General features: G+C 69.5%; 24 protein-coding genes. 8 read left to right on the top strand and 16 right to left on the bottom strand.

Annotated elements, in window-relative coordinates:
* The 4 genes from SKC42_RS25455 to SKC42_RS25440 all read right to left on the bottom strand — a co-directional run.
* Positions 1–209: WXG100 family type VII secretion target (locus SKC42_RS25455; protein WP_330967011.1), on the bottom strand; the 209-nt coding region annotated here is incomplete at its 3' end.
* A gap of 11 nt (positions 210–220) precedes the next feature.
* Positions 221–517, bottom strand: a complete 297-nt coding sequence (locus tag SKC42_RS25450) for a WXG100 family type VII secretion target (RefSeq protein ID WP_085254723.1) — start codon at positions 515–517, stop codon at positions 221–223.
* 76 nt (positions 518–593) lie between these two features.
* A complete protein-coding gene (locus SKC42_RS25445; protein ID WP_442932262.1) occupies positions 594–1,808 on the bottom strand; it encodes a PPE family protein in 1,215 nt (404 codons plus the stop codon).
* A 452-nt stretch (positions 1,809–2,260) separates the two neighbouring features.
* Positions 2,261–3,646 carry a glycine--tRNA ligase gene (locus SKC42_RS25440; protein ID WP_330967010.1) on the bottom strand — a complete coding sequence of 462 codons (1,386 nt, stop codon included), beginning with the start codon at positions 3,644–3,646 and terminating at the stop codon, positions 2,261–2,263.
* 223 nt (positions 3,647–3,869) lie between these two features.
* Here SKC42_RS25440 and SKC42_RS25435 point away from each other — a divergent pair, with 223 nt between their 5' ends.
* Entirely contained in the window at positions 3,870–4,301 is a 432-nt protein-coding gene (locus SKC42_RS25435) for an ArsR/SmtB family transcription factor (RefSeq protein ID WP_330967014.1), read from the top strand.
* Positions 4,298–4,690, top strand: coding sequence for a Fur family transcriptional regulator (locus SKC42_RS25430; RefSeq protein WP_330967009.1), 393 nt, complete (start codon positions 4,298–4,300; stop codon positions 4,688–4,690). The genes SKC42_RS25435 and SKC42_RS25430 overlap by 4 nt, the downstream gene beginning before the upstream one ends.
* Before the next feature lie 6 nt (positions 4,691–4,696).
* On the opposite strand, the gene SKC42_RS25425 is transcribed toward SKC42_RS25430, so the two are convergent.
* The 3 genes from SKC42_RS25425 to recO are packed head-to-tail and all read right to left on the bottom strand — an operon-like array spanning position 4,697 to position 6,805.
* Positions 4,697–5,125 (bottom strand): hypothetical protein, encoded by a 429-nt coding sequence (locus tag SKC42_RS25425; RefSeq protein WP_330967008.1) that lies wholly within the window; start codon positions 5,123–5,125, stop codon positions 4,697–4,699.
* On the bottom strand, positions 5,125–6,015 hold the full coding sequence (locus tag SKC42_RS25420; protein WP_330967007.1) for a decaprenyl diphosphate synthase: 891 nt from the start codon (positions 6,013–6,015) through the stop codon (positions 5,125–5,127). Before SKC42_RS25420 ends, SKC42_RS25425 begins: the two co-directional genes overlap by 1 nt.
* Entirely contained in the window at positions 6,008–6,805 is a 798-nt protein-coding gene (gene recO, locus SKC42_RS25415) for a DNA repair protein RecO (protein ID WP_330967006.1), read from the bottom strand. The genes SKC42_RS25420 and recO overlap by 8 nt, the downstream gene beginning before the upstream one ends.
* 61 nt (positions 6,806–6,866) lie before the next feature.
* Between recO and SKC42_RS25410 the strand changes: the two genes are divergently transcribed.
* The gene (locus SKC42_RS25410) at positions 6,867–8,366 is read left to right on the top strand and encodes an amidase (protein WP_330967005.1); all 1,500 of its coding nucleotides are present in this window, start codon (positions 6,867–6,869) and stop codon (positions 8,364–8,366) included.
* Between the two features lie 150 nt (positions 8,367–8,516).
* Positions 8,517–9,974 carry an aminotransferase class I/II-fold pyridoxal phosphate-dependent enzyme gene (locus SKC42_RS25405; protein ID WP_330967004.1) on the top strand — a complete coding sequence of 486 codons (1,458 nt, stop codon included), beginning with the start codon at positions 8,517–8,519 and terminating at the stop codon, positions 9,972–9,974.
* 97 nt (positions 9,975–10,071) lie between these two features.
* Here the strand turns inward: SKC42_RS25405 and era are convergent, their stop codons facing one another.
* Together era and SKC42_RS25395 are read right to left on the bottom strand one after the other, a co-directional pair.
* Positions 10,072–10,971, bottom strand: a complete 900-nt coding sequence (gene era / locus SKC42_RS25400; RefSeq protein WP_330967003.1) for a GTPase Era — start codon at positions 10,969–10,971, stop codon at positions 10,072–10,074.
* A 65-nt stretch (positions 10,972–11,036) separates the two neighbouring features.
* Positions 11,037–12,347: a hemolysin family protein gene (locus SKC42_RS25395; RefSeq protein WP_330967002.1), complete on the bottom strand. Its 1,311-nt coding sequence runs from the start codon at positions 12,345–12,347 to the stop codon at positions 11,037–11,039.
* A 115-nt stretch (positions 12,348–12,462) separates the two neighbouring features.
* On the opposite strand from SKC42_RS25395, the gene SKC42_RS25390 reads away from it, so the two are divergent.
* Positions 12,463–13,233: a DUF6065 family protein gene (locus SKC42_RS25390; RefSeq protein WP_330967013.1), complete on the top strand. Its 771-nt coding sequence runs from the start codon at positions 12,463–12,465 to the stop codon at positions 13,231–13,233.
* A 36-nt stretch (positions 13,234–13,269) separates the two neighbouring features.
* On the opposite strand, the gene ybeY is transcribed toward SKC42_RS25390, so the two are convergent.
* From ybeY to hrcA, 5 genes are all read right to left on the bottom strand, one after another.
* On the bottom strand, positions 13,270–13,803 hold the full coding sequence (gene ybeY, locus SKC42_RS25385; RefSeq protein ID WP_330967001.1) for an rRNA maturation RNase YbeY: 534 nt from the start codon (positions 13,801–13,803) through the stop codon (positions 13,270–13,272).
* A gap of 39 nt (positions 13,804–13,842) precedes the next feature.
* Complete coding sequence (locus SKC42_RS25380) at positions 13,843–14,892, bottom strand: PhoH family protein (RefSeq protein ID WP_330967000.1); 1,050 nt, start codon at positions 14,890–14,892, stop codon at positions 13,843–13,845.
* A 111-nt stretch (positions 14,893–15,003) separates the two neighbouring features.
* Positions 15,004–15,789: a 16S rRNA (uracil(1498)-N(3))-methyltransferase gene (locus SKC42_RS25375; RefSeq protein ID WP_330966999.1), complete on the bottom strand. Its 786-nt coding sequence runs from the start codon at positions 15,787–15,789 to the stop codon at positions 15,004–15,006.
* A 21-nt stretch (positions 15,790–15,810) separates the two neighbouring features.
* Positions 15,811–16,947: a molecular chaperone DnaJ gene (dnaJ, locus tag SKC42_RS25370; protein ID WP_330966998.1), complete on the bottom strand. Its 1,137-nt coding sequence runs from the start codon at positions 16,945–16,947 to the stop codon at positions 15,811–15,813.
* 53 nt (positions 16,948–17,000) lie between these two features.
* On the bottom strand, positions 17,001–18,032 hold the full coding sequence (gene hrcA / locus SKC42_RS25365; RefSeq protein ID WP_330966997.1) for a heat-inducible transcriptional repressor HrcA: 1,032 nt from the start codon (positions 18,030–18,032) through the stop codon (positions 17,001–17,003).
* A 193-nt stretch (positions 18,033–18,225) separates the two neighbouring features.
* On the opposite strand from hrcA, the gene SKC42_RS25360 reads away from it, so the two are divergent.
* The 3 genes from SKC42_RS25360 to SKC42_RS25350 all read left to right on the top strand — a co-directional run bounded on the left by SKC42_RS25360 (position 18,226) and on the right by SKC42_RS25350 (position 20,099).
* Entirely contained in the window at positions 18,226–18,540 is a 315-nt protein-coding gene (locus tag SKC42_RS25360) for a type II toxin-antitoxin system VapB family antitoxin (RefSeq protein ID WP_330966996.1), read from the top strand.
* An 80-nt stretch (positions 18,541–18,620) separates the two neighbouring features.
* The gene (locus SKC42_RS25355; RefSeq protein WP_330966995.1) at positions 18,621–19,223 is read left to right on the top strand and encodes a carboxymuconolactone decarboxylase family protein; all 603 of its coding nucleotides are present in this window, start codon (positions 18,621–18,623) and stop codon (positions 19,221–19,223) included.
* A gap of 3 nt (positions 19,224–19,226) precedes the next feature.
* Positions 19,227–20,099 (top strand): sigma-70 family RNA polymerase sigma factor, encoded by an 873-nt coding sequence (locus SKC42_RS25350; RefSeq protein ID WP_330966994.1) that lies wholly within the window; start codon positions 19,227–19,229, stop codon positions 20,097–20,099.
* Between the two features lie 35 nt (positions 20,100–20,134).
* On the opposite strand, the gene SKC42_RS25345 is transcribed toward SKC42_RS25350, so the two are convergent.
* Together SKC42_RS25345 and SKC42_RS25340 are read right to left on the bottom strand one after the other, a co-directional pair.
* On the bottom strand, positions 20,135–20,650 hold the full coding sequence (locus SKC42_RS25345) for a hypothetical protein (protein WP_330966993.1): 516 nt from the start codon (positions 20,648–20,650) through the stop codon (positions 20,135–20,137).
* A 176-nt stretch (positions 20,651–20,826) separates the two neighbouring features.
* Positions 20,827–21,333, bottom strand: coding sequence for a hypothetical protein (locus SKC42_RS25340; protein WP_330966992.1), 507 nt, complete (start codon positions 21,331–21,333; stop codon positions 20,827–20,829).
* Between the last annotated feature and the right edge of the window lie 29 nt (positions 21,334–21,362).

Below are 21,362 nucleotides of genomic sequence, written 5' to 3'. Positions count from 1 at the left end.
GAGTTGGCCTGCTCGTAAATCACCTGGAAGTTACGACCCAACTGGGTGATGAACTCCTGGCACGCCACCGAACCGGCGCCACCCCAGAAGTCACCGGCAGCCAGCACATCGCGAACGATGGCCTGGTGCTCGGCCTCCAACGACGCAGCCTGGGCCCGGATCAGGGCGCCGTGCGAGTCAACGTCACCGAACTGGTAATTGATCGTCATCGTCATATCCCCTAGCTGCTCAAGATCTGCTGCGAAGCCTGCTCTTGCTGCTCGTAGTTATTCGCGTCGCGGACCAGGCCGTCGCGAACCCCGTGCAGCATGTTCACGATGTTGCGGAAGGCCTGGTTGACCTGCCCCATCGTGTCGTAGGACGTGGCCTGGGCCTGGCCGCTCCACCCAGCGCCGGCGATGTTCATCGACGACGCCCACATCTTGCGGGCCTCGTCCTCCACCGTCTGCGCATGCACTTCGAAACGACCGGCCATCGCACGCATCGCGTGCGGGTCGGTCATGAACCGAGTAGTCACTGAAATGCTCCCTTCACACTGATTTGGAATGTCATCACCCGCCGCCGCTACGGCGGGCAACGTCTAAGCGGGCCGGTTATCCGACCCCGGTGCGCGGCACGACGCTAGGCCGCTGCTGGATCACGTGGGTCGGGCTGGCGCCGCCGCGGCCGAGCATCCCGCCCGGCATGCCGCCGCCCGCTCCCATTCCGCCCATCGGCATCGGCATCATCGGCATGCCGCCGCCCATCGGGGCCCCGGCCGCGGCCGCGGCCGGCATTTCGCTGCCGAGCCCCGACATCGCGGCGCTGACCATCCGCGACGGCGCAGAACCCTGCCACGTCGGCGGCACCGACATCGCCCCGACCAGGCGCGCCTTGCCGAGACCGGCCGCGGCGTCGCCCAGGCCACCGATGCCACCGCCGCCGAAACCCTTCCCGAGGGGGGCGGTGGCGTCGACCATCTTGGGCACGGCAGCGGCAGCGGTGTTCGCGCTCGCCAGCGCCGCCGGGCTCGACGCGCTCATCCCGGCCTGAGCGGCCATCATGATCGGCGACATCATCATGCTCACCGGCATCATGCCCACCTGGGCGATCGTGGACAGGGAGGAGATCGGTGCCGCGGAAGCGAGCGCCGAGACCTGCGACACGGCCGGTGCGACCGCCGACACGACGCCACTCACCGGAGCCGATATCGCGCCTCCGACCGACGATGCGAACGTCGCCGCCTGCGACGCCATACCCGTCAGCGGCGCCGCCAGGATCGACGACAGACCCGCCAGGCTCACCGGGGGGAGGCTGAACGCCGGCAACGCGGACGCCACGGTCATGGCCCCCGCGTGGTAGCCGAACATCGCCGCCACGTCCTGGGCCCACATCTCCATGTACTCGAACTCGGTGGCCGCGATCGCGGGCGTGTTCTGGCCGAGGATGTTCGTCGCGATCAGCGCCATCAGCTGGACGCGGTTGGCGACCACCGCCGGGGTCGGGATTGTCGCCGTCAGCGCCGCCTCGAAGGCCGTCGCCGCCGTCCGCGCCTGGGCTGCGGCCGACTCGGCTTGCCCCGCTGCCGCGCTCAACCATCCGACGTACGGAGTCGCCGCGGCCGCCATGGCCAGCGACGCCGGACCCGCCCAGGGCCCATTGGTCAATCCCGTCACCACCGAATCGAACGACGATGCCGCGGCCGCCAGGTCAGCCGCCAATCCGTCCCACGCCGCCGCAGCGGCGAACATCGGCCCTGATCCCGCCCCGCCGAACATCAACGCCGAGTTGATCTCCGGGGGAAACCACGGAAAGGAAGGAAACGTCACTAGTCAACACCTCCAGCCGCAAAAACGGCTTCGACATCACACACCACGTGCACGGCCGTTCGACCTGCGCTGACAACCACTGTTGGATCGTAAGCCAATTCCGCGGCGAAAACAGGGGCTTTCGTCATTTGATTTCCAGGGCCTGGCGCCTGCGGCTTGAGACGGTGGTCCGCCGGACACCGGTCCAGTTAGTTTAGGCGGGCCGAGGCGCCGCGCGGTCGATCGCGATCACCCTACACAATTCGCCCGGGCTTCATTGCAGGTTCAGGCTCCGGTTCGGCTGGGCCGGGAGCGACGACACTCGGGGCCGGCGCGTCGTCGCGCACGAGACCGGATTGATTGGCGGGGGCGCCAATTATCCGACCCCACCGAGAATTCGCTTCAATTCGACGCGGGCCGGGCCGTGAGCCCGCGCGCACGCGCGGAATCACGGCGCCCGAATTCGGGCGCGGTCAGCAGCCCTTGAGCCGCGTCGCGAGGTAATCGGTGACGGCAGCCATCGCGACCCGTTCCTGGGTCATGTGGTCGCGTTCGCGCACCGTGACGGCGTTGTCCTCGAGCGAGTCGAAATCGATCGTCACGCAGAAGGGCGTCCCGACCTCGTCCTGACGCCGGTAGCGGCGGCCGATGGCGCCCGCGTCATCGAAGTCGATGTTCCAGCATCTGCGCAATTCGGCGGCCAGGTCGCGGGCCTTGGGGCTCAGGTCGGCGTGCCGCGAAAGCGGCAACACGGCCGCCTTGACGGGCGCCAGCCGCGGATCCAGCCGCAGCACGGTCCGTTTGTCCATGCCGCCCTTGGCATTCGGGGCCTCGTCCTCGACGTAGGCGTCGATCATGAACGCCATGAACGACCGGGTCAGCCCGGCCGCCGGCTCGATGACGTAGGGCACGTAGCGGCTGTCCGTCACCTGGTCGTAGAACGACAGGTCGGCCCCGGAGTGCTTCGAATGTGTCGACAGGTCGAAGTCGGTGCGGTTGGCCACCCCCTCCAGCTCGCCCCACGGGTTGCCGGCGAAGCCGAACTTGTACTCGATGTCGACGGTGCGGTCGGAGTAGTGGGACAGCTTCTCCGCCGGGTGTTCGAACAGCCGGAGGTTCTCGGGATCGATGCCCAGGTCGACATACCACTGCCACCGGGTATCGATCCAGTACTGATGCCATTCCCTGGCGGTGGACGGCTCGACGAAGAATTCCATCTCCATTTGCTCGAACTCCCGGGTGCGGAAGATGAAATTGCCCGGGGTGATCTCGTTGCGGAAACTCTTGCCGATCTGGCCGATGCCGAAGGGCGGTTTTTTGCGCGCGGTGGTCGCGACGTTGGCAAAGTTGACGAAGATGCCCTGTGCGGTCTCGGGACGGAGGTAGTGCAGCCCCTCTTCGGTCTCGATGGGTCCGAGGTAAGTCTTGAGCATCATGTTGAACTCGCGGGGTTCGGTCCACTGCCCCTTGGTGCCGCAATCCGGGCAGACGATCTCCGTCATCGGGACCGAGTCCGGGTCGTCGAGACCCTTCTTGGCCGCGTAAGCCTCCTGCATGTGGTCCTGGCGGTGCCGGTGGTGGCAGTTCAGGCACTCGACCAGCGGATCGTTGAACACCTCGACGTGGCCGGACGCCACCCACACCTGTCGCGGCAGGATGATCGACGAGTCCAGGCCCACCACGTCGTCGCGGCCGGTGACCACCGAGCGCCACCACTGCCGCTTGATGTTCTCCTTGAGCTCGACGCCCAGCGGGCCGTAATCCCATGCCGATCGGGTGCCGCCGTAGATCTCACCCGAGGGGTAGACGAAGCCCCGGCGTTTGGCCAGGTTCACCACGGTGTCAATGACGGACGCCACGGGGTGGTCCGCTCCTTTCTCTGGGTCGAGCCTTCGGGGTCGAGGGGCGAACGGGTGCGGCGGTCGACCACCGCGCGCAGAGCACCAGTCATGGTAGCGATCGGCGCGGTGGTCTTTGACATGCGTCATCATGCATGTGACAGTGGAGGGCGATGGGCCGCCGCCCTCCGCGGCCGGCCAACCCTCCTACCTGCCACTTCTCGAGGTGATGGCTCTCTTTCCCATGGTGACGCCTTCTTACGGGCCCCCTGCGGGGCCGACCGACGCCGACGGCGACCTGGGTGCGGGCCTGAGCGTCCTGGGGCCGGGCCCCGTCCACGAGCACGCCGGTTCCGGTGAGCCCGCGCTGGCCTATCCCGTGCCGCCGCCCCGGGAAATCCTCGGCGCCGCCGGCGAACTCCTACGCGCGCTGGCCGCGCCCGTACGGATCGCGATCGTGCTGCAGCTGCGGGAATCCCATCGCTGCGTGCACGAACTCGTCGACGCGCTGGGCGTGCCGCAGCCGCTGGTCAGCCAGCACCTCAAGATTCTCAAGGCGGCGGGCGTCGTCGCCGGCGAACGTTCGGGCCGCGAAGTGCTGTACCGGCTCGCCGACCACCACCTGGCGCACATCGTGGTCGACGCCGTCGCCCACGCCAGCGAGGACATCCCGTGACGGGCGCCGGCGTGCGTTCGACCCGCCAGCGGGCGGCCATCGCCACCCTGCTGGACTCGCTCGACGAGTTCCGCTCGGCCCAGGAACTGCACGACGAGCTGCGGCACCGCGGCGAGAACATTGGACTGACCACCGTCTACCGGACGCTCCAGTCGATGGCGGCCGCGGGAGTGGTCGACACCCTGCGCACCGACACCGGCGAGTCGGTTTACCGCCGGTGCTCGCAGCACCATCACCACCACCTGGTGTGCCGCTGCTGCGGGTCCACCGTCGAGATCGGCGACCACGAGGTGGAGGACTGGGCCGCCCAGGTGGCCGCCAAGCACGGCTTCTCCGACGTCAGCCACACGATCGAGATCTTCGGCACCTGCAGCGACTGCCGGGCCTGAGGGGGTTCAGGACGTCAGGGCCTGGCGAATCTGGGCCCCGGTGTCCAGCACCAGCAGAATCAGCGTGCGCAGCGCGTCGTCGGTGAGGCCGCCGCCCGGAAAGTTGTAGCGCAGCATCACGTCGGCGGCCTTGGCCGTGCCCTTGCCGGAGTTGCGCTGCACCGCCTTCACGCTGACATTCTCCGTCATCGTGACGCTGCCGAAGTTGAGGTCACGCGCCTGCCTGGTCACCTGATCGCTGACCTTCTTGGTCAGCGGCAGGTCCCACGCCAGGACCTGTGTGAGCGACACCAGGTCGAGGTCCTCGGCGATGTTCACCACGCGCAGCGACGCGAACGTGCCGTTGTGCCGCACCGTGAGCGCGCCGTCCGGTTCCGCCTCGACGGGAAGGGCGTCGCCCAGGATGTGCGCCAGGCGATCCTGCAGCGACGGCATCAGGCGCTCCCAAACCGACGGTTGCGCGAGGCGTACTCCTCGCAGGCGGCCCACAGGTCGCGGCGGTCGTAGTCGGGCCACAGCTTGTCCTGAAAGATGTACTCGGCGTAGGCGGCCTGCCACAGCATGAAATTGCTGGCCCGCTGCTCCCCCGATGTCCGCAGGAAGAGGTCGACGTCGGGGATGTCGGGGCGCTGCAGATGCCGCGAGATTGTGGACTCGTTGACCCGCTCCGGGTTCAGCCGGCCCGCGGCCGCCTCGCGCGCGATCTCCCTGGCCGCCTCGGCGATCTCGGTGCGGCCGCCGTAGTTGACGCAGTAATTGATGGTGATCACGTCGTTGTTCCTCGTCAGCTGCTCGGCGATCGCCAGCTCGTTGATGACGCTGCGCCACAGGCGCGGGCGCGAACCGACCCACCGGATCCGCACACCCATCTCGTTGAGGACTTCCCGTCGCCGTCGGACCACGTCGCGATTGAACCCCATCAGGAAGCGGACCTCCTCGGCCGAGCGCTTCCAGTTCTCGGTGGAGAAGGCGTAGAGGCTGAGCCACTTGATGCCGAGTTCCACCGCGCCGCACGCGATGTCGATGACGACGGCCTCGCCCATCTTGTGGCCCTCGGTGCGCCGCAGGCCGCGTTGGGTGGCCCAGCGGCCGTTGCCGTCCATGACGATGGCGACGTGATTGGGCAGCCGGTCGGCCGGGATGCGGGGCGGGGCCGCCTTGGACACGTGCTGCGGCGGCCGGCGCGGGCCGCCATCGAGTGCCGGCGGCAACTTCGGGAACACGACCGGCCACGTCGAGGTGTCCGGGAAGGTGGGATAGTCGTCGGGCGCGGGAGGGAGCTGCGGGAAGTCGGACGCCGCCTTGCGCTCGGCTCTGCTAGCCACAGTCCATATCCTGCCTGGGCAGCGCCGAGCGCCGGTCGGCGATGGCCCGATCGGCGTGGTACGTCCGCTCCACCAGCGGCAACGTCTTGAGCTGGCGTTCCAGGTGCCATTGCAGGTGCGCGGCCACCAGCCCGCTGACGTAGCTGCGATGCGATTGCGGGGTTTGTTCGGCGAACTCCCAATCGCCGTCGTGCAGCGCCGACATCAGGTCCAGCACCCCCGGCGGGGGGGTCGTCGCACCGGCGGGGCGGCAGTGCGTGCACACGCTGCCCCCGGCGGCGATGTGAAATGCCCGGTGCGGGCCGGGGGTGGCGCAACGGGCGCACTCGGTGAGCGCCGGCGCCCATCCGGCGGTGCCCATGGCACGCAGCAGGTAGGCGTCCAGCAACAAGTCACGGGAGCGGCGCCCGTCGGCCACCGCCCGCAGCGCGCTGACCGTGAGCCGGTGCAGCGCCGGGGCGGGCGCCCGCTCCTCGCCGGCGAGCCGTTCGGCGGTCTCCAGCATTGCGCAGCCGCAGGTGTACCGGCCGTAGTCGCTGACGATGTCGGTGGCGAACGCGTCGATCGCGACGACCTGGGTGACGATGTCGAGGTTGCGGCCGGGGTGCAGTTGCGCGTCGATGTGCGCGAACGGCTCGAGCCGTGCGCCGAATTTGCTGCGGGTGCGGCGGACGCCCTTGGCCACCGCGCGGACCAGACCGTGATCACGGGTCAGCAGGGTGACGATCCGGTCGGCTTCGCCGAGCTTGTGCTGGCGCAGCACAACAGCCCGGTCTCGATATAGCCGCATCCCCATAGTTTTGCACCCCGCCGCGACAATGCGGGCATCCGCGCCGATAGTCTCTCAACCCGTGGTTGGCACGCCTGGCTCCGGTTTCGGATCCGTTTCCGGATCCGGTGGCCGACGCCTGCCCACCTTGACTGACCTGCTCTATCAGCTGGCCAGCAGGGCGGTGACGTCGGACGAATTGGTACGCCGATCCCTACACGCCATCAACACCAGCCAGTCCACCCTGAACGCTTTCCGGGTGGTGCTCACCGAGTCCGCGCTGGCAGACGCGGCCGCCGCCGACCGGCGCCGGGCCGCGGGTGACACGGCGCCGTTGCTGGGCATCCCGATCGCGGTCAAGGACGACGTCGACGTTGCTGGGGTGCCGACCGCCTTCGGCACCCAGGGGCACGTCCGGCCGGCCGCCCAGGATGCCGAGGTGGTGCGCCGCCTCAGGAAGGCCGGCGCCGTGATCGTCGGCAAGACCAACACCTGCGAGCTGGGCCAGTGGCCGTTCACCAGCGGCCCCGGCTTCGGCCACACCCACAATCCCTGGTCGCGCCGGCACACGCCGGGCGGATCGTCGGGCGGCAGCGCGGCCGCCGTCGCCGCGGGACTGGTCACCGCCGCCATCGGATCCGACGGGGCCGGCAGCGTCCGCATCCCCGCCGCCTGGACGCACCTGGTGGGCATCAAGCCGCAGCGCGGCCGCATCTCGACCTGGCCGTTGCCCGAGGCGTTCAACGGCCTCACGGTCAACGGCGTCCTGGCTCGCACGGTGGCCGACGCGGCGCTGGTGCTGGACGCCGCGTCGGGCAACGTCGAGGGTGACCGGCACAAGCCGCCGCCGCTGAGGGCGTCCGATTACGTGGGCATCGCCCCCGGACCGCTGAACATCGCGTTGTCGACGCGCTTCCCGTACACCGGGTTTCGCGCGAAGCTGCATCCGGAGATCCTGGCGGCCACCCGGGCGGTGGGCAAGCAACTAGAACTGCTCGGCCACAAGGTGGTGACGGGCAACCCCGACTACGGCATGCGGTTGTCGTGGGACTTCCTGGTCCGGTCGACCGCCGGCCTGCGGGACTGGGAGGAGCGGCTCGGCGACGACGTCGTCCTGGATCCCCGCACGGTGTCGAACGTGCGGCTGGGCCACGTCCTCGGACAGGCGATCCTGCGCAGCGCCCGCGTGCACGAAATCACCGACCAGCGCCGGGTCGGCTCGATCTTCGACATCGTCGACGTGGTGCTGGCCCCGACCACCGCGCAGCCGCCCCCGCTGGCGCGGTCCTTCGACCGGATGGGCAGCTACGGCACCGACCGGGCGATGATCGCCGCGTGCCCGGTCACCTGGCCGTGGAACGTGCTGGGCTGGCCGTCGATCAGCGTGCCGGCGGGGTTCACCTCCGAGGGCCTGCCGATCGGCGTGCAGCTGATGGGCCCGGCAAACAGCGAGGGCATGCTGATCTCGCTGGCGGCCGAGCTCGAAGCGGTGTGCGGCTGGGCGAGCAAGCAGCCCAAGGTGTGGTGGAACCACCACACGGACACCCCGCCGGTGCCCGGCGCTCCCCCGTCCTGGCGGTGAAACCCGAAGCGGCACAGCGCCGAAGGGCCGCGGCGGCCGTTCGCCGACCACGACACCGGGTGGTACTCCGCAGTGGATAAATTCGCCCGAGACAACCCCGACTTCGACGGCGGCCCGTGAGAACCAGGGTCGAGCGGGTAACCCTTCGGCATGGACCAATCCGACGCTCCGCTGCTCGAGGCGCTGACCGACTACCGGCGGAAGAATCGATACGGCTTCACTCCTCCGGGTCACCGCCAGGGCCGCGGCGCCGACGACCGGGTGCTCGCGGTGCTGGGGCGAGAACCGTTCCTGGACGACCTCCTGGCCAGCGGCGGATTGGACGATCGCAGGACCAGCAACCAATACCTGAAGCGCGCGGAGGACCTGATGGCCGCGGCCGTCGGCGCGGACATCGCGTGGTTTTCCACCTGCGGGAGTTCCCTGTCGGTCAAGGCGGCGATGATGGCCGTGGCGGGCGGCGACGGCAGCCTGCTTCTGAGCCGGGACAGCCACAAGTCCATCGTGGCCGGGTTGATCTTCTCCGGGGTGCAGCCGCGCTGGATCACCCCACGCTGGGACGCCGAGCGGCACTTCTCTCATCCGCCTGCGCCGGAGCAGGTCGAGGAGGCGTGGGACAAGCACCCCGACGCCGCCGGCGCCCTCATCGTCAGCCCGAGCCCGTACGGCACCTGCGCCGACATCGCCGGCATCGCCGAGGTGTGTCACCGGCGGGGCAAACCGCTGATCATCGATGAGGCGTGGGGGGCACACCTGCCGTTCCACGAGGACCTGCCGACCTGGGCGATGGATGCGGGTGCCGACGTCTGCGTCGTCAGCGTGCACAAGATGGGCGCCGGATTCGAGCAGGGCTCGGTGTTTCACGTGCAGGGCGACCTCATCGATCGGGACCGCCTATCGGCCTGCGCCGATCTGCTGATGACCACCAGCCCCAACGTGCTGGTGTATTCCGCGATGGACGGGTGGCGGCGCCAAATGGTTGAGCACGGTCACGAATTGTTGAGCGATGCTTTGGATTTGGCCCGCGCCGTGCGCGCGGAGATCGAACGCATTCCGGACGTGGCGGTGCTCGACGACGAACTGCTCGGCGTGCAGGCGTCGCATGACCTGGACCGGCTGCAGGTGTTGATCGACGTGTCCGCCACGGGAACCTCCGGATATCAGGCCGGCGACTGGCTTCGCGAGCACGCCCACGTCGACATGGGTACGACCGATCACCGCCGCATCCTGGCCACCCTGTCGATGGCTGACGACAAAGACAGCACGAGCCGTCTCGCCGACGCGCTGTGGGCATGGCGCAAGGCGGCGGACGGCTTCGACCCGCCGCCCCACCTTGCGCTGCCGTCGCCGGAGGAATTGCAACTCGACACCGTCGACCTCCCCCGCGACGCGTTCTTCGGCCGCGTCGAAGCGGTGCCGACGGACCGTGCGGCCGGCCGGGTCGCCGCCGAGCAGATCACGCCGTATCCGCCCGGCATCCCCGCCGTCGTGCCCGGCGAGCGACTCAATGATGCTGTGCTGGAATACCTTTGCTCCGGCGTGCGCGCCGGGATGAACCTGCCCGATGCGGCGGACCCGTCGTTGCGGACGATCCGTGTGCTCGCCTAGCGGCGATCGCGAGCGCGGCGCAGCCGGGCGAAGCGGGTCGCCGCCATCAACCTAGCGGCGATCGCGAGCGCGGCGCAGCCGGGCGAAGCGGCCCGTTCTAAAACCCCAGCCGGCCAAGTTGTTTGGGATCGCTCTGCCAGTTCTTGGCCACCTTGACCCGCAGGTCGAGGTAGACCTTGGTGCCCAGCAGCTTCTCGATCTGGCCGCGCGCCGCGGTGCCGACCTCCCGCAGCCGCGTCCCGCCCTTGCCGATGATGATCCCCTTCTGGCTGTCCCGCTCGACGTAAAGCAGGGCGTGCACGTCGATGAGGTCGTCCCGCCCCTCCCGCGGGGTCACCTCGTCGATGACCACCGCCAACGAGTGCGGCAGTTCGTCGCGCACCCCTTCCAAGGCGGCCTCGCGGATGAGCTCGGCCATCAGCACCTCTTCCGGTTCGTCGGTGAGCTCGCCGTCGGGGTAATACGCCGGGCCCTCGGGCAAGGCCGCCGCCAGCACGCCGACCAGCACGTCGACCTGCTCGCCCGTCGCGGCGGACACCGGAACGATCTCGGCCGGGTCGCCGATCAGTTCGCTGACCGCGACCAGTTGCGCGGCGACCCGGTCCCTCGGCACCTTGTCGATCTTGGTGACGACGGCGACCAGCGTCGTCTTGGGGGCGGTGGACCGGATCTGCTCGACGATCCAGCGGTCGCCGGGGCCGATCGCCTCGTCGGCGGGAATACAGAGCCCGATCACGTCGACCTCGGTATAGGTGTCGCGCACCAGGTCGTTGAGCCGCTTGCCGAGCAGCGTGCGGGGGCGGTGCAGTCCGGGGGTGTCGACCAGCACGATCTGGAAGTCGTCGCGGTGGATGATGCCCCGGATGGTGTGCCGGGTGGTCTGTGGGCGCTTCGAGGTGATCGCCACCTTCGTGCCCACCAGAGCGTTCGTCAGCGTCGACTTACCGGTGTTCGGCCGCCCGACCAAACACACGAAGCCCGAACGAAATCCGGTCATGTCGCCCCTCCGTGACACCGTGTCGAGTTTTCGGCCGCCATTTCGCCGTGATTCCACGCTCGGCGTCATGACGGGTCCCCGCCGTCGGGGCCGTCGGCCGCACCGTCGGATTCCACCGGGCTCAGCAGGACGGTGCTGATCCGCACGCGGCCGCGGTGGTCCGGGCCGCCTTCGGCGTGCAGGCGCAGGCCGTGCGAGACGACCTCGGCGCCCGGCAGCGGGACGCGGCCCAATTCCAGCGCGAGCAGGCCGCCCACAGTGTCGACGTCGAGGTCGTCGTCGAAATCCACGTCGTACAGTTCGCCGAGGTCTTCGATCGGCAGCCGCGCCGAGACGCGGAAGTGCTTGTCGCCCAGGTCTTCCACCGGCGCCTTCTCGGCCTGGTCGTATTCGTCGGCGATCTCGCCGACGATTTCCTCCAGCACGTCCTCGATGCTGACCAGGCCGGCGATCGCACCGTACTCGTCGACGAGCAGCGCCATGTGGATGCGGTCGCGCTGCATTTCGCGCAGCAGCGTGTCCAGCGGTTTGGAGTCCGGCACGAACACCGCGGGACGCATCAGCTGGGCCACCGTCGTCCCCCTGCCCCCGTCGCCCGACCGGACGGCGTGTTGCACAAGGTCTTTGAGGTATACCACCCCGACGATGTCGTCGACGTTCTCGCCGATCACCGGGATGCGGGAATGGCCGCTGCGCACGGCGAGGTTGATCGCCTGGCTGGCCAGCTTGTCGCTCTCGATCCAGATCATCTCGGTGCGGGGCACCATCACCTCGCGCGCCGGGGTGTCGCCGAGCTCGAAGACCGATTGGATCATCCGGCGCTCGTCGGCGGCGACCACGCCGCGCTGCTGGGCGAGGTCGACCACTTCACGCAATTCGATCTCCGATGCGAACGGCCCGTTGCGCAGGCCGCGCCCCGGGGTGAGCGCGTTACCCAGCACGACCAGCAGCCGGCTGAGCGGCATCAGCAGCCACGAGATCGCCCGCAACGGAAGGGCCGTCGTCAATGAGATCGAGTAGGCGTGCTGCCGGCCGAGGGTGCGCGGGCCCACGCCGATGACGACGAAGCTGGTCACCACCATGATGGCCGCGGCGCCGAACAGCGCCCACCTCATGCCGAAGTTGTAGTGGAGCACGACCACCAGCAGCACGGTCGCGGTGACCTCGCACGTGATGCGCAGCAATACGACCAGGTTGATGTAGCGCGGGCGCTCGGCCACCACCGCGGCCAGCGATACCGCCCCGGGGCGCTCGTCGCGGACGAGTTCCTGCACGCGGGCCAGCGACACGGTGCTGATGGCGGCGTCCATCGCCGCGAACAGCCCGCCCAGTGCGATCAAAGCTATCGCGCCCAACAGCTCCGAGATACCGGTCAATTGAGCTGACTGCGGTCGTTGTCGGGGCTCACTCGATCTCCTCACTTCGGCTAACGTCTCCGTACCGGTCCTAACACCCTTGACCCCCATCGCCAACCAGCTAATCGAGGATCAGATGAACAGCAAGCCCAACACGCTGGTCCTTCCACTTGTCGGGTTCATCACCGGTGATAACCCACCGGAGATTACCCCGGCGCGGGTGGGTCGGGCGTGGATGCAACGGATGGTCGATAGACACACCGGTTGGCCTACGCGGTGCTTGCCAATGCTCATTGCGAACCAGGGCGGATGGGAGCTGCGCAATCCGTCGGCGTTCACCGCTACGTGGATGGGCCAGGCAGACGGCATCGACGTGCTGATCACAACGGACAAGCGCGACGCGGGCCAGTTGCTGCCCATCAGCCATTTCGGTAACGGCATCCTGACCTGGAAGCTGCCCCTGCTGTTTCGCACCCCGCCGGGATACAACCTGCTGGTCCGCGGGCCGGCGAACTATCCGAAGGACGGCGTGTGTGCGCTGGAGGGCGTGGTCGAAACCGACTGGGCCAGCGCGAGCTTTAGCATGAGCTGGAAACTGACCCGCAAACTGATGCCCGTCCGGTTCGAGGTCGACGAGCCGATCTGCATGATCGTCCCGCAGCGCCGCGGCGAGCTAGAAGAGTTCGGTCCCGAACTCAGGCGCATCGAATCCGACGAGGGGCTGCGGCGCCAACACGAGTTCTTTCTTCGCTCGCGCGACGCGGCCAAGCAGATCGAGCAGGTAGCGAGGGTCGCCGCAGGAGAGCCGGTGGAGTGGCAAGGCGACTACGTGCGGGGCAGACATGCCGACGGCGAACCCGGGTCACCGGAGCACCAGACTCGCCGCCGTCTTAGGCCTTTTGTCTAAGCGGTGAGGGGTTGAACTCGCCATGATTCGAAGACCTCAACCCTCGAAATACCTTGACTTGTCCAGCAATCGGCGGTCGCGTTCCTTTTGGCGGTGCTGTTCGTAGGCGTGGACCTGCTCGGCGACCCACTCCTCGAGCAATCGCTGCTGAAGGTCGAACATCTCTTTTTCCTCGGCCGGCTCGGCGTGGTCGTAGCCGAGCAGGTGCAGGACACCGTGGATGGTCAGCAGCGCCAACTCGTGCCCGAGGCTGTGCCCCGCCGCGGCCGCCTGCTCGGCGGCGAATTCGGGGCACAGCACGATGTCGCCCAGCATGGACGGGCCAGGTTCGGGGGCGTCGGGGCGGCCGCCCGGCTCGAGCTCGTCCATGGGGAAGCTCATCACGTCGGTGGGTCCGGGCAGGTCCATCCAGCGCATGTGCAGGTCGGCCATCGACGCGGTGTCCAGCAGTACCATCGACAGCTCGGCGCCGGGGTTGACGTCCATCTTGGCGATGACAAAGCGGGCGACGCTCACCAGCTCCGCTTCGGCGACGTCGACGCCGGACTCGTTGGAGACTTCGATGCTCACGGGACGCTCACGGGGCTCACGGGAATGCTCACGGCCCTATCATCGACGACCGCGGGAGCCCGTCGCGCGCCGAGCCGCCCGGTTCATTCCCAGCCCCGGCTCCTCGAACTTCGCGTAGGCGTCGACGATCTCCGAGACCAGCCGGTGACGCACCACGTCGACGCTGGTCAGCTCCGCGATGTGGATGTCGTCGACGTCGTCGAGGATGTCCATCGCCGAGCGCAGTCCCGACCGTGCGCCCCCCGGCAGGTCGACCTGGGTGATGTCCCCGGTGACGACGATCTTCGACCCGAACCCGAGCCGGGTGAGGAACATCTTCATCTGCTCGGCGGTGGTGTTCTGCGCCTCGTCGAGGACGATGAAGGCGTCATTTAACGTACGGCCACGCATGTACGCCAGCGGCGCCACCTCGATGACCCCGGCGGACATCAGCTTCGGGATCAGCTCGGGGTCCATCATGTCGTAGAGCGCGTCATACAGCGGCCGTAGGTAGGGGTCGATCTTCTCGCTCAGCGTGCCCGGCAGGAAGCCAAGGCGCTCACCGGCTTCCACCGCCGGCCGGGTCAGGATGATGCGGCTGACCTGCTTGCCCTGCAGGGCGCTGACCGCCTTGGCCATCGCCAGATACGTCTTCCCGGTGCCGGCGGGCCCCACGCCGAACACGATGGTGTTGGCGTCGATGGCGTCGACGTAGCGCTTCTGGTTGAGGGTCTTGGGCCGGATGGTCTTGCCGCGACGCGACAGGATGTCCAGCGTGAGCACCTCGGCGGGCGACTCGTTGTCGGTGCCGACGAGCATGGCGACGCTGCGGCGCACCACCTCGGGGGTCAACGATTGGCCGCGGGAGACGATCGAGACCAGCTCGGAGATCACCCGCTCGGCCAGCGCCACGTCGGCCGCCTCACCGGTGAGGGTGACGGAGTTGCCGCGGACATGCAGGTCCGCGTTCAGGTTGCGTTCGAGGGCGCGCAGGTTCTCGTCGGCCGAACCCAACAGGCCGACGACGACATCGGACGGAACGTCAATGCTGCTGCGAACTCGAGCAGAGGTCGATGATGGGTCACCGGCGCTGGTTTCGCGGGGCGTCACGTGGTTTCCGATGCCTGCTTCCTGAAGCTCGATGCGGGGATTGACGTAAGGCGCCAGTCTACCGCTGGTCAGCGGCGCGCCCCAAGGATCGACCGCGAATCCCTCGACGCGTCACCGGCGTGTCGCGTCGCCGATTTCACAGTCGGCGCCGGGGTCCCACCGCGGCGTGAGCACGCCCAGGGCGCCCAGCGCCACCGCCGCGGCGGTCGACGTCCGCAGCACCTGCGGGCCGAGCCGGACGGCGGCGGCCCCGGCGTCGGCCAGCGCGGCCATCTCGTCGGGCGAGATGCCGCCCTCCGGGCCCACCACGAGCAGCACCGAAGCCGCCGGGGCCAGCTTCATATCCGCGAGCCGCTCGGTCGCCGACTCGTGCAGGGCCAGGACCGCCGCGCCGGCGGCCGCCTCGTCGCGGACCCGCCGGGTGAGCGCCGCGGTGGACAGCACGCCGTCGACGGGCGGGATGTGCGCGCGGCGAGACTGCCGGGCGGCCGCTCGGGCGACGGCGCGCCAGCGGCGCAGGCCCTTGTCCACCCGGCTTCCCTCCCAGTGGGCCACACAGCGGGCGGCCTGCCACGCCAGGAACCCGTCGGCGCCGGCCTCGGTCGCCAGCTCGACCGCCAGCTCCGAGCGCTCGGATTTGGGCAGCGCCTGCACCACCGTGACCGGGGGACGCGGGGGTGGGACCTCCCAGCGGTCGAGCACCCGCGCGCGCAGCCCGTCCCGGCCGGCGTCCTCGACCCGGCAGTGGGCGAGGCTTCCGGAGCCGTCGCCGAGCACCAACTCCTCGCCGGGGCGGATGCGCCGGACGGTGGCGGCGTGGAAGCCCTCCTCGCCCTCGACGACGGCCAGCTCGCCGGGGTCGGGCAGCGCCCCGACGTAGAACAGCGTCGCGACCATGCGTGGGGTCCGAAAGCCGGCCTAGCGCCCGGTGAACGTCTCGCGCAGCCGGCTGAACAGCCCGCCGCCGGCGGCGTGCGTCGAGCGCACCTCGGCGACGTCGCGGCTGCGGCGGTTCTTCAACTCGCGCAGCAGCTCGGTGTCGTGGTGGTCCAACCGGGCGGGCACGACGACCTCGACGTGCACGTGTAGGTTGCCGCGCACCCCGGAGCGCAGGTGCGGCATGCCGTGGCCGCGCAGCGTGATCACGGCGCCGGGCTGGGTCCCGGGCGGAATGGTGATCTCGCTCATGCCGTCCAGGATGGCGTCGACGGTGACCGTCGTGCCCAGCGCCGCGTCGACCATCGGCACCGACACTGTGCAGTGCAGGTCGTCACCCTCGCGGACGAAGATGTCGTGGGCCTGCTCGTGGACCTCGACGTACAGGTCGCCGGCCGGCCCGCCCCCCGGCCCGACTTCGCCCTGGGCGGCAAGCCGGACCCGCATGCCCTCGCCGACGCCGGCGGGGATCTTGACGCTGATCTCCCGACGGGCGCGGACCCGGCCGTCGCCCATGCACTGGTGGCAGGGGTCGGGGATGACGGTGCCGACGCCGCGGCAGGTCGGGCAGGGCCGCGACGTCACCATCTGGCCCAGCAGCGAGCGCTGCACCGTCTGCACCTCACCGCGGCCGCCGCACGTGTCGCACGGGATGGGCGCCGAGTCGCCGTTGGTGCCCTTGCCCTGGCAGCGGTCGCAGAGGATGGCCGTGTCGACGGTCACCTGCTTGGTGACCCCGGTCGCGCACTCCTCCAGGTCGAGCCGCATCCGCAGCAGCGAATCCGAGCCGGGCCGCACCCGGCCCGCGGGGCCGCGGGAGGCCGAGCCCCCGCCGAAGAAGGCCTCGAACACGTCGCCCAGGTTGCCGAAGCCGCCGAACCCGCCACCGGCCGCGGCGGCGTTCTCCAGCGGGTCGCCGCCGAGGTCCACCACCCGGCGCTTCTCGGGGTCGCTGAGCACCTCGTAGACGGCGCTGATTTCCTTGAACTTCGCCTGAGCGGCCTCGTCGGGATTGACGTCGGGATGCAGTTCGCGCGCCAGCTTGCGGTACGCGCGCTTGATCTCCGCGTCGCTGGCGTTTCTGCTCACGCCGAGCAGCCCGTAATAGTCGCGTGCCACGCTTGACCTTTCTTATGCCTTTTCTTGCCGCGTGATCGCGGCCGGGTGCGCGCTCATCGGGCACCCAGGACTTCGCCGATATAGAGAGCAACCGCAGCAACACTGGCGATAGTTCCCGGATAGTCCATCCGGGTGGGTCCCAGCACACCCATGCCGCCGTAGACGGTGTCGGAAGTGCCGTAGGCGGTGGTCACCATCGCGGTGCCCACCATTTCCTCGACCGCGGTCTCGTGGCCGATGCGCACGGTCACCTTGCCGGCCTCCTGCTGCGCCGCCAGCAACCGCAGCACCACCACCTGTTCCTCGAGCGCCTCCAGGATGGAGCGCAGCGAACCCCCGAAATCCGCGGCGTTGCGGGTGAGGTTCGCGGTGCCGCCCATCAGCATGCGCTCTTCGGTGTGTTCGACCAGCGACTCGAGCAGCACGGTCGCCGAACGGCCGACGGCATCGCCCAGGCCGTCCGGGCTGCGCAACTGGCCGGCCAGGTCGGCCACCGCGATCGAGGCCGCCGACAGCTTCTTGCCCACCAGCGCCTGGCCGAGCATGTCCCGCAGCTGGGAAAGCTGGTGGTCGTCGATGACGTCGCCCAGTTCGACGATGCGCTGGTCCACCCGGCCGGAGTCGGTGATGACGACCATCAGCAGCCGGGCCGGGGTCAGCGCGATCACCTCCAGGTGCCGCACCGTCGACGAGGTCAGCGTCGGGTACTGCACGACGGCGACCTGACGCGTCAGCTGGGCCAGCAGCCGCACCGCGCGCCGCAGCACGTCGTCGAGGTCGACGCCGGACTCGAGGAAATGCTGGATCGCACGGCGTTCGGCCGACGACAGCGGCTTGACGTCGTCGAGGCGGTCGACGAACTCGCGGTAACCCTTCTCGGTCGGCACCCGCCCGGAACTGGTGTGCGGCTGGGTGATGTAGCCCTCGGCTTCCAGCACCGCCATGTCGTTACGGACGGTCGCGGACGACACCCCGAGGTTGTGGCGCTCCACCAGCGACTTGGACCCGATCGGCTCCTTGGTGGCGACGAAGTCGGCGACGATCGCACGCAGCACCTCAAAGCGACGGTCGTCGGCGCTTCCCATTGGCGTGTCACCTCCCTTGATCCCGCCCTGACCGGTTCATTTTACGGTGTTGAGGCGGGCTGACCGCCACACAGCAACCCACCCTCGCCGCCGGCCAGCGATCGCTGCGCAAACCGTTTCGGGCTAGCCTGTCGTGCATGAACCGGTCGGGCCGCGGTGACGCGTCGGGGCGCGCGGCGGGAAAGGCGCGGCGATGATCTTCAAGGGCGTGCGCGAAGGCAAGCCGTATCCGGAGCACGGGCTTTCGTACCGCGACTGGTCGCAGATCCCGCCGCAGCAGATCCGGCTCGACGAATTGGTCACCACCACAACGGTGCTCGCGCTCGACCGGCTGCTCTCGGAGGACTCCACGTTCTACGGCGACCTGTTTCCGCACGCAGTGAAGTGGAAAGGCATCACCTATCTCGAGGACGGGTTGCACCGTGCGGTTCGGGCGGCCCTGCGGAACCGGACGGTGCTGCACGCCCGGGTGTTCGACATGGACGCGCTGGTGAGCCCGCACCGCTAGACGGGGCCGGGTCACGTTTGGGCCTCGCCGGGTGTCGACGTAGTGAGAACCGTCGAGCCACACCCTTAAGGAGGTCTGCCATGTCCCGGCTACCAGGAATCTCCGACCGCGACGCCGGTTTCGGCGCCAAGCTCGCCTTTTTCTTCACCCGGCGCAAGCTGGCGCGGCTGACCGGGCTCAGCGCGGAAACCGCGGGGATGCTCGAGCCGCTGCGCATGTACGCCCACATCCCCCGCCTGCTGACCGCGTACGGGCGGCTGGAGCAGGCGGAATCCAAGTTGGACATCCTCACTCCCCGCCACCGCGCCCTGGCCGAGCTGAAGTCCGCGACGACGGTGCGCTGCAACTACTGCATCGACCTGGGCTCGCAGATCGCCCGGCGTTGGGGCATCACCGACGAGGAGTTGCTGGCCCTGTCCGATTACCGCGACGCGCCCTGCTTCTCCGACGTCGACAAGCTGATCCTCGACTATGCCACCGCGGTCAGCCGCACCCCGGTCGAGGTGAGCGACCGCCTCTTCGACGCGCTGCGCGCCCATTTCGACACCGCCCAGATCGTCGGGCTCACCCACGTCATCGGGCTGGGAAACCTGCGGGCCCGCTTCAACATCCCGCTGGGGATCGGCGCGGCCGGATTCTCCGGTGACCGGGTGTGCGCGCTGCCCGGCGCCGGCGGCAGGTGATCGATGGACGCGTCGCTGACCGCGCGATTCGAGGCGGCCCGACCGCGGCTCGGCGCGATCGCCTACCGCATGCTGGGCTCCGTCGACGACGCGCAGGACGCCGTGCAGGAGGCGTGGCTGCGCTGGTCGGGTAGCACCGGCGAGGGCATCGCCAACCCCGACGCGTGGCTGACGACCGTGGTCGCCCGCGTCTGCCTCAACGCGTTGCGCGACCGGCACGCCCGCGGGCGGGAGGAACCGGTCGACCGGCTGCCGGACCCGATCGTGGCCGCCGAGGGCGAGTTCGATCCCGAACACCAGGCGATGCTGGCCGACGCGGTGGGCCTGGCGCTGTTCGTGGTACTGGACACACTGCCGCCGTCGGAGCGGCTGGCGTTCGTCCTGCACGACGTGTTCGGCGTCCCGTTCGACCAGATCGCACCGATCGTCGAGCGCACGCCGGAGACGACCCGCAAGCTGGCGAGCCGGGCGCGCCGACGCATCGAGCGCGCCGATCCCGCGCCCGACGGCGACCTCGCGGCGCAGCGCGACGCCGTCGACGCCTTCTTCGCGGCCGGCCGCACGGGGGACTTCGACCGGCTGGTGGCGGTGCTGCACCCCGACGTGGTGTTGCGGGGCGACTTCGGCGCCCGCGCCCCGGCGTTCCGGGCCGAGGGCGCCGCGTCGGTGGCCGAGCTGGCCCGCGGATTCGCGGCACCCGAGCGGGAGGTGTGCGCGGCGACCGTCAACGGCGCCCCGGGCGCGGTGATCAGGGTCGCCGGCGAACCCACGGCGATCATGGCGTTCCTGGTGCGCGACGGGCGGGTCGCGGCGATCGACGTGCTGGCCGATCCGGGGCGCGTCGGGAAGCTGGCCGCAAACGCGACGGGCGGGTAGGGACGGCTCGCGTCCGCTACCCGCCCGGGCGGGGGTTACTGGCCGGCGGCCTGGATCAACTCCATGGCCGAGGACCGCGACAGCACCCAACCGCCCTGGTTGACGAAGGTCACGTTCTGTGTCACCGGGGTGGGGAGCTTCGGGCCCGACACGGCAACGTCGGCGGTCGCCGAACCGGCGGCGGCAGGCTGAATGTTGGTGACGCTGAACGCCAGCGGAAGGTCACCGTTCTTGTCGGCCTTCTTCAGCTTCTTGTCGGCGACGTGCGCCTCCATCCCGCTGATGCCGCCCTCGACCAGGTTGCTCTTGTTGGCGAACGGCACGTTGGGATCGGCCAGGCTGGTCAGCACGCCGGTCAGCTGGGCGGCGGTGGGAACGCCGGCGACGGGCGCCGGGTCCTGCGGCAGGGGCGCGCCGACTGCGGCGAGCCGCACCTGGGCGGCGGCGCCGCCCGCCTCCGACGGGGCCAGGGCCGCGAACCCGACTGCCGCCGCCCCGATGGCGCCGACGGCCGCCACGCTGGTGGCGAGCGATGTGATGGTGAGCTTCACGGGTAGGTCCTCCCCCTCCGGCTCGCGGTGCCGCGAGTGATTCTGCCTGCTGTGACTAATGTTTCGCGTCCCGGGCCGGTTACGTTACGGCCGAGCTCTGTGTGCTCGCACAGAGGAATCTGTGCCGCGGCTGTGGGGCAGCCCAGAAGCCGGCGACGAATGGGCGCCCGCTGCCGCTAACCCGTCGCCGCCTGGATTAGGGCGATCGCGGAATCGTGCTGCAGGATCCAGTTGCCGCCCTGGTTGATGAACGCCAGGTGCTTGGTGACCGGCCCGGCGAACTTCGGTCCCGAGATCGCGACGTCGGCCTGGGCCGCGTTCGGACCGGCCGGCGCGATGTTCGTCACGGCGAAGGTCTCCGGGAACTTGCCGTCGCGGTAGGCCTTCCTCAGGTCGTGGTCGGCCAGATGACCCTCGTCCGGGGCGATGCCGTTCTCGACCAGGTTCATCTTGGTGGTGTACGAGACGCCCGGGTCGGTGGCCTGATTGCACAGGTTCGACAGCTGATCGGGGGTCGGCAGGCCCGGCGGCGGGGGCGGCGGGTTCTGCGGCAACGCCGGTCCGTGGGCAGCGCCGCTCGGTTGGGCTTCCGCGGTGCCGGCCGCGGCGCACGTCACGCCGACGGCCGCCGCGCCGATGGCACCCAGGACCGCCACACCGGTGGCGGCGAAAGTAATTCGCATGGTTGGTTTCCTCCCCCTTGATGTGCATG

Origin of the sequence: Mycobacterium sp. 050134 (assembly GCF_036409085.1) — a bacterium.
In the GTDB taxonomy this organism is placed as follows: Bacteria; Actinomycetota; Actinomycetes; order Mycobacteriales; family Mycobacteriaceae; genus Mycobacterium.
This window is presented reverse-complemented; position numbering and strand designations above follow the sequence as displayed.

Excerpts from the sequence above, each read along its gene's own strand:
- SKC42_RS25435 (WP_330967014.1), top strand. The coding sequence starts at position 3,870 with ATGGTGACGCCTTCTTACGGGCCCCCTGCGGGGCCGACCGACGCCGAC.
- SKC42_RS25425 (WP_330967008.1), bottom strand. The coding sequence starts at position 5,125 with ATGCCGTCGCTGCAGGATCGCCTGGCGCACATCCTGGGCGACGCCCTT.
- recO (WP_330967006.1), bottom strand. The coding sequence starts at position 6,805 with ATGCGGCTATATCGAGACCGGGCTGTTGTGCTGCGCCAGCACAAGCTC.
- SKC42_RS25405 (WP_330967004.1), top strand. The coding sequence starts at position 8,517 with ATGGACCAATCCGACGCTCCGCTGCTCGAGGCGCTGACCGACTACCGG.
- era (WP_330967003.1), bottom strand. The coding sequence starts at position 10,971 with ATGACCGGATTTCGTTCGGGCTTCGTGTGTTTGGTCGGGCGGCCGAAC.
- SKC42_RS25390 (WP_330967013.1), top strand. The coding sequence starts at position 12,463 with ATGAACAGCAAGCCCAACACGCTGGTCCTTCCACTTGTCGGGTTCATC.
- SKC42_RS25375 (WP_330966999.1), bottom strand. The coding sequence starts at position 15,789 with ATGGTCGCGACGCTGTTCTACGTCGGGGCGCTGCCCGACCCCGGCGAG.
- hrcA (WP_330966997.1), bottom strand. The coding sequence starts at position 18,032 with ATGGGAAGCGCCGACGACCGTCGCTTTGAGGTGCTGCGTGCGATCGTC.
- SKC42_RS25360 (WP_330966996.1), top strand. The coding sequence starts at position 18,226 with ATGATCTTCAAGGGCGTGCGCGAAGGCAAGCCGTATCCGGAGCACGGG.
- SKC42_RS25355 (WP_330966995.1), top strand. The coding sequence starts at position 18,621 with ATGTCCCGGCTACCAGGAATCTCCGACCGCGACGCCGGTTTCGGCGCC.
- SKC42_RS25350 (WP_330966994.1), top strand. The coding sequence starts at position 19,227 with ATGGACGCGTCGCTGACCGCGCGATTCGAGGCGGCCCGACCGCGGCTC.
- SKC42_RS25340 (WP_330966992.1), bottom strand. The coding sequence starts at position 21,333 with ATGCGAATTACTTTCGCCGCCACCGGTGTGGCGGTCCTGGGTGCCATC.